At 78.1% G+C, this 12,291-nt stretch carries 9 protein-coding genes; all 9 read right to left on the reverse strand.

Annotated features, from left to right (window positions below; all coding sequences use genetic code 11):
- Positions 1-303: 303 nt before the first annotated feature.
- The 9 genes from AB0953_RS20295 to AB0953_RS20335 are packed head-to-tail and all read right to left on the reverse strand — an operon-like array spanning position 304 to position 12,287.
- Complete coding sequence (locus AB0953_RS20295; protein WP_366860884.1) at positions 304-4,116, reverse strand: hypothetical protein; 3,813 nt, start codon at positions 4,114-4,116, stop codon at positions 304-306.
- Positions 4,113-5,720, reverse strand: a complete 1,608-nt coding sequence (locus AB0953_RS20300; protein WP_366860885.1) for a hypothetical protein — start codon at positions 5,718-5,720, stop codon at positions 4,113-4,115. Before AB0953_RS20300 ends, AB0953_RS20295 begins: the two co-directional genes overlap by 4 nt.
- Positions 5,717-6,382 carry a phage baseplate assembly protein V gene (locus AB0953_RS20305; protein ID WP_366860886.1) on the reverse strand — a complete coding sequence of 222 codons (666 nt, stop codon included), beginning with the start codon at positions 6,380-6,382 and terminating at the stop codon, positions 5,717-5,719. Before AB0953_RS20305 ends, AB0953_RS20300 begins: the two co-directional genes overlap by 4 nt.
- Positions 6,382-7,476, reverse strand: coding sequence for a contractile injection system protein, VgrG/Pvc8 family (locus tag AB0953_RS20310; protein WP_366860887.1), 1,095 nt, complete (start codon positions 7,474-7,476; stop codon positions 6,382-6,384). Before AB0953_RS20310 ends, AB0953_RS20305 begins: the two co-directional genes overlap by 1 nt.
- Entirely contained in the window at positions 7,469-7,657 is a 189-nt protein-coding gene (locus tag AB0953_RS20315) for a hypothetical protein (protein ID WP_366860888.1), read from the reverse strand. Before AB0953_RS20315 ends, AB0953_RS20310 begins: the two co-directional genes overlap by 8 nt.
- Positions 7,658-7,702: 45 nt before the next feature.
- Positions 7,703-9,133 carry a hypothetical protein gene (locus AB0953_RS20320; RefSeq protein ID WP_366860889.1) on the reverse strand — a complete coding sequence of 477 codons (1,431 nt, stop codon included), beginning with the start codon at positions 9,131-9,133 and terminating at the stop codon, positions 7,703-7,705.
- Entirely contained in the window at positions 9,130-9,729 is a 600-nt protein-coding gene (locus AB0953_RS20325) for a phage tail protein (RefSeq protein ID WP_366860890.1), read from the reverse strand. The genes AB0953_RS20320 and AB0953_RS20325 overlap by 4 nt, the downstream gene beginning before the upstream one ends.
- Before the next feature lie 6 nt (positions 9,730-9,735).
- Positions 9,736-11,835, reverse strand: coding sequence for a phage tail sheath subtilisin-like domain-containing protein (locus AB0953_RS20330; protein WP_366860891.1), 2,100 nt, complete (start codon positions 11,833-11,835; stop codon positions 9,736-9,738).
- A complete protein-coding gene (locus AB0953_RS20335; RefSeq protein WP_366860892.1) occupies positions 11,832-12,287 on the reverse strand; it encodes a phage tail protein in 456 nt (151 codons plus the stop codon). Before AB0953_RS20335 ends, AB0953_RS20330 begins: the two co-directional genes overlap by 4 nt.
- Positions 12,288-12,291 lie beyond the last annotated feature (4 nt).

The following is a 12,291-nucleotide window of genomic DNA, read 5'->3' on the forward strand; positions in this document are numbered from 1 at the left end:
CATCCACCGCGTCTCCCCTGTCTTCTGTGGCTCCTGTGACTGCTGTGGCTCCTGTACGTCCTGGGACTCCGGGGGCCCGCGGGTCCCGGGGGCTCCGGGGCTCCCGGGGCTCCCGGGGGTTCCCGAGGCTCCCGGGGCTCCGGGGGTTCCTCGGGCTCCGGGGGTTCTCGGGCTCCCGCGGCTGGCTCCCGGGGGTGCCCGGGGCTCCGGGGGTACCCGGGGCTCCGGGGGTTCCCTGGGCTCCGGGGGTACCCGGGGCTCCGGGGGTACCCGGGGCTCCGGGGGTTCCCTGGGATCCGGTGGTTACCGTGGCTCGCGCACCCGGTACCCCTGCGCCGTAAGCCGGGCGCGGGCCGCCTCGACGGCGCGCTCCCGGGCCGCCCGGTGCTCCGCCGCCCAGGCCTGCATCCGGACGAGCAGGTCGTCGTGGGCGGCCCGGGTCCCCACCTCGTCGCCGACGGCTGCACGCCGTTCCTGCCGGGCCTGCTGCCCGGTCGCCTCCGACTCGCCCAGCCGCTCCTGGTTGCGCGCCCGCAGCTCCTCGACCTGGCGGCGGCCCCGGTCGAGCTCGCCGGCGGTCTGCCGGTCGGACCGTTCGACGGTGCCGATGCGGCTCTCGTCCGCCCGGAGGTCCGACCGTGCGGCCTCCATCGACTGCCGGGCGGCGTCCGTTTCGGCGACCCGCCCCAGGGCGGCGATCAGGCGCGCCGCATCGGCGCGCGCCCCGCGGGCGCTGTCGCCGAGACTGCCCGGCAGACAGCCGAACAGGTGCGCCAGTCCCTGGAAGGCCTTCAGGCTTCCCACGAGGGTGGCGACCGCGCCGGCCTGCTGCGCCGAGCGGCCCAGCCGGTCGGCGGCGCCCTCGGCCGTCGCCTGCTGCTCGCGGTTGGCCGAGCGCGTGGCACCGGTGGCGGCCGCCTGGACCCGGCCGCCTTCGACGAGGTGCTGCGACACCCCGCCCGCCCGGTCGAGTTGGGCGTCCTGGCCCCGCTGGACGGCCGCCTGGCCCGCCATCCGGGCTTCGGTCCGGGCGAGTTCGCCCTGGGCCTGCCGGGCCAGGGCGATCCGTTCGCGCAGGGCCGCCAGCTCGGCCCGGGTGCCGGGCGGCGCTGCGTAGGCCGGGTTGACCGGCATCTCCACGGACTCGCCGGGCCGCAGACCGGCCGTGCGGGCCGTGTACGCGGGCCCGGTGCGGGTGGGCTCGGCGCCGGCGGCCGCTGCGCGTTCGCCGTCCTGCCGCCCCTGCTCGCGGCCCTCGCGTACGCCGAGCACCCCGGGCGCCGGGCGCAGCGCGCGTACGGTCCCCTCGACGGCCCGGGCTGCCTCGGCCCGGTCGGTGCGCAGCCGTTCCTCGCTGTGTGCGAAGGCCGCAGCCCGCTCCGCCGGCGTGGCGCCGCCGGCCCCGACGCGGGCGCGGCGCTGGTAGTCGGCGAAGTCCCGGTAGCGGAGGGTGGTGCTGCGCCCGCCGGGGACGGTGGTGCTGACGTGCAGCGGCAGCGGGTGGGTGGGGTCGTAGGCGAACCGGGTGGCCCCGTAGCCGCTGTGGCTGCCGTCCTCCGCGTACACGGGGAAGTGCAGCTCCGAGACCGTGCGGGCGCCCTTCGGCCCCTCGCCGTGCTGGTACTGGAGTACGGCGAAGTCCCCGCCGGCCTGCGAGGGCCGGCTGTTCAGGAGCCGCATCGCCGGATCGGCGGTGGTGGGGTGGCTGTGGTAGACGAGCCGCAGCGGACCGGACACCCCGGGGGGCGGGTTGACGGAGCCCGGGCCGCCCTGCATGACGTGGTACCGGCCGTCGGAGTCCAGCCAGACCCCCGACTCGCGGGCCGGGTCGGCCTGCACCTGTGCCCGGTACTGCGCCATCGCCGCGGCGCGGTCCTCGGTGGGCGGGAGGGTGGCGGTGTGGTCGGGGTACCCGGCCGCCGGGGGCGCGGGCGCCGTGTGGGCGGCCCCCGCGGGAGACGCGGGCGCCGGCGCCTTCCGGGGGACGACCCGGCCGGTGGCGGGGTCGACCGGGGGCCCGGCCTCCGCCGGGGCGCGGCCGCCGGCGCGGAGCCGCTCGACGTTGTCCTGGGCGAGCGGCACGTTCTCCGCCTGCCAGACCACCAGGTCGGCGGCGTCGAGCTGCCCGCGGGGGCCGAGCGTGCCGTCCTCGGCGGCGGCCCGGGAATGGTCGGTCGCGGCGTTGATGAGCCGCTCCTGGGCACGGTGGCGGGTGTTGGTGCTCTGCCGGCCGTCCTGGTGGGTGACGGTGACGGCCAGGGCCGGGTCGCGGCGGCTGTGCAGGGGCTGCATCTGCTGGGTGTTCCAGTCCTGCTCCCGAATCCCCGACTCGGCCGCGTGGCGTGCGGCTGCGGTGTGCCCGGCCTCCACGACATCACCGGTCATGCCGGTGGCCTCCCGGTGGTCCGCGGCCTGCCGGTTGGCATGTGCCCGGGCCTCGCGGCGCGTCCAGGGGACGGCCCGCCGGGGCAGCTCGGGGCGCTCGTCGGTGAGACGTGCCCGTACGACGGGATCCTCGTCCAGGCTCCGCACCAGCGGGCCGAGGTCGCTGAAGTCGGCGGGATCGTGCAGGGGCGCCGGTCCGTGCGCGGCGGGCCGCGCCGCGCCGGTGCCCGGGTTGGCGCGGGTGGCGCCGCCCGTGCCTGCGGCGGGGGCGGCGTGCGTCGCAGTTTCGGTGTCCGCGGCCGGGTCCACGTGGACCACCGCACCGGAGCCGGCGTCGGCCTGGGCGGTCGGCCCCGAGCCCGTACCCGGGTCGGTGTGCGTCGTGCCGCCCGACCCGGTTGCCGGGTCGGCGTGGATGGTCGCGCCGGAGGTCGTGGCCGGGTCCGCATGGACCGACGTGCCCGAGGTCGGGGCCGTGTGGGGTGCAGGGGCCGGGCCGGGGGCCTCCGGCATCTCCACGTGGAGGCGGGGGCCGCCGGACGAGGTGACGGACGGGGCGGGGGCGCCGCCGGTGGCGCGCTGTCGGAGCCGGGTGATGCCGCGGTCCAGGCGGTCGCCGCCCGCCGTGCCCGCCCGCGCGCCCGCCTTCGCGGCCAGGGCGCCCGCCACCGCGCCGGTGACCTGGCCCGCCGCCGCCGACAGCTCCCGGCCCTGCTCCTCGATCCCCGCCGGGTCGGCCTGGGACTCGAAGGCGTGCAGGGCGCGCAGCGCGGTGACCACCGGCCGCACGGTCGCGTTGGTGATCAGGCCGACGGCCGTCGTGGCGAGGCCCATGGCCGTCGCCACCGCCGAGAGGGTCAGGGCGAGCGGGGCCAGGGTCCCGCCGGACACCACCGCCCCCACCCACATGCCCACCGCGATGCCGCCGAGGACGCCGCCGACCACGTCCATCAGCGCCGTGGCCACGTCCAGCAGTTCGGCCAGCCCCTCGAGGTCGTTGGCGAGCCGTTCGTAGCCGGTCCCGGTGCCGATCCGGTCGACGGTGCGCCCGGTCGCACTCCAGTCGCGGGTGGCGAGTCCGCCGAGGGCCATGAGGCCGCCGATCGCCGGTCCCAACCCCGGGACGGGCGTCGCCGACAGGCCCCGGGACACCGCCAGCGTGGCGAGCCGCCGGGCGGCGATCTGCCCCACGGCGGCGCCGATCGCGCTCATCGCCAAGCCCGTCACGGCGCCGCCGGCCGCGCCGGACGCGGCGCCCTGGCCGGCCGTCTCGAGCAGGTACCGCGCCCTGGCGTCGGTCCCGGCCGTCCCCAGGCCTCCGAAGGAGGCGGCCCACCGCTCGTGTTCGGCGAGCTCCAGGGTGACGAGGTCACCGGGGTCCGCGCCGGGGCCGGAGTGCTCCGCGGGTTCCGCGCCGGCCTTCTCCGCGGGGGTCTCCTCCGCCCGTACGCGGCCGCCCTGCGGGCCCGGGCCCGGCACCCGGCGGTCGCCGCGGTGGGCGGAACCCTCGCCGCCGGCACCCCCGCGGCGGTGCGTCCGTACCCCGGGCGCCGAGGCGGCCTCGCGCGCGGAGCGCACCTCGGCGGCGGCGGGGGCCATGAGGGCCCGGGCCAGTTCGTCCGCCAGCCGCGTGGAAGCCGCCCCGGGAAGGGGAGCCGGGCCGGGCACCGGCGCCTTGGCCGCCGGATCCCGGGGCGCGGGCGCCGGGACGGGCCCGGCCCGGCCGGTCACCCCCCGCTCCCGCACAGCGGGTCGTCCACCGGCGGCAGCGGCTGCGGGGGCACGGGTACGGGTGCCGGGTCGGGCGGGGTCACGGCCTCGAAGAGGTCCTTGCCGTCCTCCTCCCGGAAGCCTCCTTCGCCGGCCTGGAGCCGGGCGGTGGCCCCCCGGGCGCCCAGCAGGCCGTCCAAGGCCTCCCTTTCCGCGGCGCCCATGTCGGCAAGGGTGCGCCCGGCGTCGAAGTGGGCCTTCAGCGTGGCGATCGCGGTGGCGGACGGCGGCAGGCAGAACCGCAGGGCGAGCAGCCACCACAGCCGGAACAGGAACACCACGATCGGCAGGAACATGGAGAACAGGAAGTACGCCACGATCATGAAGATCTCGAGGGCGAAGGTGCAGATGCGGGGGGTCGTGCCGGTCACCGAGCCGCCGCCGGGCGTGCCGCCGCCCGGGTCGAAGGACAGCTGGGAGCCGGGCGGGCTGGTGATCACGACCCCGCCGGGCCCGGGCGGTTCTCCGGCCCGGGCTGCCAGGGCCCGCAGGTCGGGCAGGGTGATGGAGGTGCGGCGGTTCTTGGTGCCCTCGGGGTCGTAGAACGGGGCGAGCCGGAAGGGCTCGCCGGGTTCGCTCCAGGAGACCTGCGGTGGACAGTGCTCGTGGCCCGGGGCCGGTGCGCGGCGCACGAAGCAGTGCAGCTCGTAGACGGACCGGTCGTCGAGCTTGGGCGCGCCCCGGTCGTCGTGCTCGCCGGAGGAGGTCGGGACCACCCCGAACCACAGGGAGCGCTCCGCTGGCGGCGGTTCCCGGGGGCAGTCCCCGGAGCGGGCGGGCAGCCGCCACATCGGCAGCTCCTGCTCCCGGTCCGCGGGGCGGCCCGCGGGCGGCGGGTCGCCCACCTTGCGCCACTGGCCGCCGGCGGGCCCGACCATCCAGGCCTGGGTCTCGGTCGTCACCGCGACCCGGTCGATGAGGTCGCGGTTCTCGGCCTCGAAGGCCCGGCGGTGGGCGAGGCTGGCCCACAGCACGTCCCGGGCCTCCGACAGCGACGGCAGCGCGCCGTCATCGGCCTCGGCACGGGCGGCGCGGGCAGCGCCACCGGCCTCACCGGCTTCGGCACCGGCGAGCAGGCCGGAGGCGAGCCGCCGGGCGAGCCTCCGCAGCACCTCGGGCGGGCCGTCGACCTCCACCTGGCGCCGGCGCATCACGAATCCCACCTCCAGCCCCTCGGCGGACTGCGGCCGCGGCCAGCCGGGCCGGTCGCAGAAGAGCTCGACCACGACGGCGTAGAAGCGCTCGTGGGCGGGCTGGTAGAGCTTGCGCAGCCCGGTGCGCACGAGCCGGTGGGTGGCGAAGCGGGCCCGGCCGGACCCTCGCTGCTCCGGGGGTACGGGCAGCGGGCAGGACCACACGTCCTCGACCGGGTCGAAGGCCAGCGAGTCGCGGGGGTCCGCGACCAGGGCGTGGACGAAATCGGCCGAGGCGTACTTCTGCAGCGCCGGGCTCAGCGCCGCCGGGGCGAAGCGGTCGAACCGGCCGCGCTCGCACACGTACCACGGGGCGAGGATCCGGAAGCCGTGCTGCGCAGCGCCCGTACCGGTCCCGGCGCCGGCGCTCACCAGAGGTTCCCGGCGCCGGGGGTGTAGGCCGGGGAGACCACCGCCTGGTCGGCGACGAGCGTCGCGCACTTCACCAGGCCGGTGAAGGTGGACAGCGGGGCGTTCACGGTCACGGTGGGGGCCTTGACCTCGACGGCGGCGTTCGCCTCGACCTGTACGGCGGTGGGCCCCAACCGGATGACGCAGCCGCCGCTGTGGCGGATCGTCACCTGCCGGGCGGCGTCGTCGAGGACGACCTCGTGCCCGGAGGCCATGGTGATCCGCACCCTGGCCGCGCCGGCCGTGTCGTCGAACTCCAGCCGGCTGCCGGCCCGGGACCTCAGCTGCCGGATGTCGTTGGCCGCCTGCGCGGGGTGCGGCAGCTCCGTGCGGCCGTTCCAGGCGGCGCCGATGACGTACGGGCGGCGCGGGTTGCCCGCCTCGAAGGCCACCACGACCTGGCTGCCGACCTCGGGCAGCACCAGCAGGCCCTGCCGGTCGTCGGCGTACGGGGAGCAGAGCGTGGCCCAGGCGCGCACGTCGCGGTCGCCGTCGCGGCCGAGCCAGGGGAAGCGGACCTCGATCCGGCCGAGCCGGTCGGTGTCGACGATGTCGGTGACGAACGCCGGGTAGACGCCGAAGTATCCGGGTGCGGAGCCGTCCGCGGGGGCGGGCAGGGACATCACACCACCTCGTTCAGGGCGGGGCGTTCGGCGTCGAAGCGGGTGCGGAAGCCGTGGTCGGGGTCGAAGGTGTGCCGGACCCGGGTGACGTGGTAGCCCTCGCCCTCGAAGGGCGCGCCGACCGAGCGGAGGGTGAGCCGGCCCCCGACGACGAGGTCGGGGCTGCCGTTGGTGGTTCCGGCGACGGTGACGAACCGGCGCCCGCGGCGCAGCATTTCGGCGCGGGCCCAGCTCGCGGCCTCCTCGGTGGTCAGGGCGGCCTCCCGTACGCGCAGGCTGGTGGCGGGGCCGAGGGCGCCGGCCAGCAGCCGGGCTCCGGTGCGGCCGCCGGCCGTCTCGGCCTCGACGACCTCGGGGCCGGCCCGCTCGTCGATGGGTTCGGCCCGTTCGGCGTCGTACCCCGTGACGACGACCTCGCTGCGCTGGTGCGCGAGGTCGGCGGCGAGCCGCACCGACATCAGCTGGTTGCCGAAGACCAGGGTCTGGACGGCGGCGGCGCGACCGCCGCGGGGCCGGAAGTGCAGGGTGCGGCCGGTGGCCCACAGTTCGGCCTGGACCAGGCGGGCCCGTTCGCGCAGGAAGGCGAGGTCGCTCTGGTTGAGCTGCTGCACGACGTCGTAGCGGGGGCCGGGGACGTCGGCATCGGCGTCGAGGCCGTGCTCGCGGGCGATCTCGCGGGCCAGGTCCGCGTCGGTGGCGTCGTGGTACGTGCGCATGCGGCGGGTCATCCGCAGCCGCATCAGTGCGTCCTCGGCGTGGACGAGGACCAGCGGCGGCTCGCCGTCGCCGAGGAGGAGCTCGATGCCGGAGACGGTGCCTTCGAAGACGCGGCGCTGGCCGGTGGGCGGGCCGAGGGCGGCCTGGAGGGCGCTGCCGAGGCCGACCGTGGATCCGTCGAGGTGCAGCAGCCGGTCCTGCGGGCCCTTCGCGCCGGGGCCGACGGCGAGGAAGTACGCGCGCAGGGTGCGCAGTCCCCCGAGGCCCTCGGCCACCTCCAGGCGGACGCAGTCACGGGCGAGGTCCTTGACGAGGGACCCGCCGATCTCGAAGACGGGCGAGACGGCCGCGACCGCGGCGACCGCGGCATCAGTCATCGAAGCCCTCCGCGGCGATGCGCGCGGCGAGCCGGGCGGCCCGCTCGCAGGCCTCCCGGTGCAGCTCGGCCGCCGCCCACCTCCCGCCGGCCGCGCTGCCCGGGGCGGGTGCGGGGGCGGGCGGGCCGCCGCTGCCCGCGGGGACCACGTCGGTGTGCAGCTCTCCGATGTACACGCTCATGGCGGGCCTCCTCGCGGTGTCCGTCCCAGGGTGGTCGGGCCCGCGTCACGGTCGCGTTGCCGCGCAGGCGGCCGCGGGAGGGTCGGGCGGCAGCCGCTCCCAGGGCGCTGCGAGCGGGTCGGGGGCGGGGAGCTCCTCGGGGCGGGCCCGGTCGGCGAGGCTGCGGGCGCCGCCGGCGCGGACCTCGGCGAGGGTGGCGGGGTCGGCGCGCGAGCGCAGCGGGATGCCGCGGCCGTACGTGGTGGCGCGCGGGTCGGGGGCGGGGGGCGCGGGCCGGGCGGGCGGGGAAACGGACGGGGCGGACGGGGCCGGGGGGTAGGGCGGGGCCGGGGGGACCTCGAAGGACTGCCGGGCGCGGGCGGTGGCCAGGTCCGCCGCGGCCGCGGCCACCGCGTCGGCGGCGGCGCCGATGCCGCCGGCGGCGCTGAGCACGAACCCCGCCCGGGCCGGATCCGCGCCGGCGGAGGCTTCCGTGCCGGCCGGGCCGGCCGTACCGGGGGCGCCCGCGCCGGAGGTGCCGGGGCCGCCGCGGCCGCCCGGACCGCCGCCGCCGACCGGGCCGCCGCCGGCCGGGTCGCTGCCGCCGGCCGGGCCCGCGGCTGCCGTACCGCCCCCGGCGCCCGGGGCCGCCGTGCCAAGGGCGGCGGCCAGTGCCGCGGCCGAGGTGGCCGCCGCGCCCGCCGCGAAGCCGGCCGCCAGGCCGGCCGCGGCGGCGCCGGAGAAGCCCGCCTCGACCTCCGCGCCCAGCCGCACGGAGGCCCCGGCCGCGAGGGCCAGGGGGCTGTCGAGCCCGCTCATGGCGCCGCGCCAGGCCGCCGGGTCGTGCCCGAGCCGGGCGAGCAGCTGCTGGGCGGACTCCCCGTCCCGGGCCTGGACCACCTGCCGGGGCCGGTTCGTCCCGGCCGTGCCGGGGGCGGCTCCCGCGCCCGGGTCTCCGGCCTCGGTGGCGGCCCGGCCGTCCCGGGCGCCGGGGCCCTCGGCGTGCGCCTGGTAGGCGAAGTTCTGCTCGACGATCACCACGGAGACCTTGGCCCGCAACGGGGTGCCGTCGGGCGCGAAGTGGTCGAGCTCCTCGGTGACCTGGGTGACGATGCCGTTGTAGCGCAGCGTCCCCCACACGAAGCGGACGGGCGGCGGCGGATCGGAGGCCTTCTGCGGGGGCGGCTCGACGAACTGCCGTACCAGGGCGGTCCAGCGGCGGACGTCGACGTGGCCGCCGTCGCCGCGCTGCTCGGCGGTGTCGAACTCCAGGTCGAAGCTGAGGGTGGAGCCCTCCTGCGCGGGGTGCTGGACCTTCTGCGACTTCGTGGTCGCCCCGCCCCGGTCGACGTTGTTGGCACGGGAGATGCGCAGGCTCGTCGGGTTGAACTGCACGGCCAGGGACGGGCCGGCCTCCCGGACCAGCGGCGTGCCGTCCCTGCCCGGTGCGCCGAGGACCTCCAGCCGGGTCAGCGTCGCGTGGGCGGTGGCGGTCACGGGGTGCGCTCCAGGCGCAGGCCCTCGTGGGCGATGTGCAGTTCCTCCACGGCGATCTCCCCCGTCCTGGCGTTGAGCGTCGGCCCGGTGATCTTCAGGGGCAGTCCGCGGGTGAAGGTCCAGCGGGCCACCACCCGGGCGCCGGCGGCGTCGAGCACCTCCACGTCGCCGTCGTAGCGGGGCACGGGCGCCCCGTCGGCGACCATGCCGTGCAGCCAGTCCCACAGGGCGGTGTCGGCGCTCCCGCCTCCGGCGAGGAACATGCCGCGTTTGAGGACGATCGGCTGGAGCCTGACCCGGCCGACCCGGCGCACCACGCCGCCGTTGGCGCCGCCCTCGGCGTACTCGCGCAGGTCGGCCTCCAGGCCGAGCCCGGCACACTCCTGGAAGCCGCCGTCGCCCAGCCGGTCGGGGCCGGCGCCGCCGGTCGCTGTGGGGGCGGCGGGGGCTGCGGCCGGGCCGGGGGCCGCGGCGGACTCGGACAGCGGGCGGGGCAGGTCGGGCGGCGGAAGGGCGGTGCGGCCGGGGGCGGCGCTGCGGGTGAGCCGGATCCGGAACCGGAAGGTCTGGACGAGTTCGGGGCTGCGGCCGGGCACGGCGGCTCACCTCGCCTCGACGGCGGTGACGCCGCCGTCGGTTCCGTCGCCGTACTGCGCGATCCGCAGCACGAGGTACTCCAGCGGCTGGGCGGGTGCCACCCCGACCTCGGCGACGAGCCGTCCCAGCCCCTGCGAGCGGACGGCGTTGAGCTCCTCGTCGCAGCGTACGAAGAAGGCCTCGTCCTCGGTGTCGCCGGCGAAGGCCCCGGCCCGGTACAGGCCGCGCAGCAGCTGCACGACGGCGCCGCGCAGTTCGTCGCGCAGCTGCGGGGTGTGGGGTTCGAAGACCAGCGTCTGCGCCTGCCGCTGCAGGGTGAGCCGGAGCATCGTCATCAGCCGCCGCACGCTGAGCTGGCGCAGCTCGGGCTCGCGGGAGAGGGTGCGCGCGGAGACCAGCCGGTAGCCGTCGCGCTCGGCGCGGAAGACGTCGATGCCGAGCAGGTGCAGCTCGTCGCAGTCGGCGTCGCCGAGCCGCTGCGCGGCGGTCACGGCGTCCGCGGCGAGGGCGTTCGCGGGGGCCCAGGGCAGGCCGAGGCGCCGTTCGCGTTCGGCGGCGATGCCGGCCGCGAAGCCGGAGGGCGGGACGAGGACCGCGCGGCCGCCCGGGTCGGGGACCGCGGGGTCGGCGGGTTCCCCGGCGTCCACCACGCCGAGCCACGGGTGGTAGGCGGCGGCGTAGCTGCTGTCGAAGGCGGCGCGCCAGCGGGCGACGGCGCGCACGGGCAGCCCGGGCGGGACGTCGAGGAGGGCGACGAACCGGCGCCGGTGCTCGGCCAGGGCGACGAGCCGCTGCTGGCGGCGCAGGATCTCGGGCAGCTCGGCGGCGGAGTCGAGGAGCAGGGCGCGGGGCCGGGCCGGGTGCAGGACGGCGGATGCGGCCGGCGGCGGGCAGGGCGCGAAGCGCCCGGTGAGGGGCCGCTTTGGCGTCTCGGTGGCGGGGGTGCGCTCCCCGTACTGCCACAGCAGGTCGGGTACGGAGAGCAGCGCGACCTCGGGGACGAGGGCCAGCCGGTCCATGCCGAAGGCGGCGGCCGCGCCCTCCGGGCCGTCGGCTCCGTCGGTTCCGTCGGCCCCGTCGCCGCTGTCGTCCCCTCCCCCGGCGGGCAGCAGCTCGACCGGGAGCGGGCCGAGGAAGCTGCCGGCGCCGATGTCCGCGTAGCGGTCGGTGCCGGGGCGGACGGGGCGGGAGAGGGCGGAGGTGAGGAAGGGGTCGGGCGGGAGGAGGGCCTCGGGCCAGTCCCCGTCGGGGGCGACGAGGAGCGACTCGGCGGCCAGGACGGCGTCGGCGGCGCGCGGGTGGCCGTGGCACAGGCCGAGGCCGGCGAACCGCTCGCCGCGGGGGTGGGCGGGATCGGCGTCGGAGACGGTGACCGTGGCGGTGACGACCTCGGCCTCCACGGGCGCCGCCCGCCCGCCCGGGGCGGCGGGCGGGGCGTCCGCGTCGGCGTACGGCGCCCGGTCGAGCAGCGCGACCCGGACCCGCGGCCCGGACCCGGATCCGTCCTCCCCCGTGCGCTCGGCCAGTTCGGCGATCCGGAAGAAGCATCCGGCGGGCGCCAGCCCCGCACCCCGGATCCGCAGCACCGAGCCCGCCGGCGGGACCCGCCCCTCCGGCAGGACCAGCTCCCGCCCGCGCACCGCCCCCTCGAACCGCCCGGCGGCGGTGAAGTCCCAGCGCACGGAGAGCCGGTCACCCCAGCTGCCCTCGTCCCGGGCGCGCAGCCCGATCCCGTACGGGACGGGGAGCGGGCCCGCGGCCGCGTCGGCGCGGGCCAGCGCCACCCGGTGCAGCGCGCAGGCCAGTTCGGCGGCGGGGTGCGGGGCGCGGGGCAGCGGCGCCACCCGCAGGACGTGGGCCCGGACCCCGCCCTGGGCGAAGAAGGCCCGCACCGCGTACGGCAGCAGCCCGGGCCCCTCGAACCCGCCGAAGCGGCGCACGTAGTCCGACCAGCGGTCGACGGGCACCGGCTCGTCGACGGGCCCGCGCGGCGCGACCCCGGCGAAGCCCGCGACGTCCAGGCGCACCGGGGCGAAGGCGGGCGCGGGACGGCGGACGTCCCGGTAGACCCCCGGTGCCCCGAGGCGCAGTCCCGGCCCGCTCACAGCGACCGGAAGTCGATGCGCTCGGCGACGAGGTGCAGCTCCTCCATGGCGACCTCGCCGCCGCCCTTGCCGCTGAGGGTGGGGCCGACCCACTTCTTGGGCTGGGCGGCGTGCAGCACCCAGGCGCAGACGGCGGTGCGCCCCTCGTCGTGGAGGGTGACGGTCACGGTGCGGGCGTCCTGGGCGCCTTCCCGGACCGCCTTGATCCAGTCGAACAGGCGCAGGTCGCCGATGATGCCGCGCTTGAGGGTGACGTCGTTGGTGGTGTTGGTATTGGCGATCTTGCGGACGTGGTTCTCGCGGTCGTTGCCGTTGCGGTACTCCGAGAACCTGACCTCGTTCGCGGCTCCGGTGAAGTCGGAGAATCCGCCGGCGATCTGGTCCTCGCCGCCGGTGTCGCCGAGCTGGACCAGGAAGTTGAAGGCGCCGTAGGGGTTGTTGCGCGTGGCCATGGGG

The sequence above is a fragment of the Streptomyces sp. NPDC046866 genome (genome assembly GCF_040704625.1).
Taxonomy (GTDB): domain Bacteria; phylum Actinomycetota; class Actinomycetes; order Streptomycetales; family Streptomycetaceae; genus Streptomyces.

Coding starts and splice junctions, on each gene's coding strand:
- AB0953_RS20305 (WP_366860886.1), bottom strand. CDS start 6,382: ATGTCCCTGCCCGCCCCCGCGGACGGCTCCGCACCCGGATACTTCGGC.
- AB0953_RS20315 (WP_366860888.1), bottom strand. CDS start 7,657: ATGAGCGTGTACATCGGAGAGCTGCACACCGACGTGGTCCCCGCGGGC.
- AB0953_RS20310 (WP_366860887.1), bottom strand. CDS start 7,476: ATGACTGATGCCGCGGTCGCCGCGGTCGCGGCCGTCTCGCCCGTCTTC.
- AB0953_RS20335 (WP_366860892.1), bottom strand. CDS start 12,287: ATGGCCACGCGCAACAACCCCTACGGCGCCTTCAACTTCCTGGTCCAG.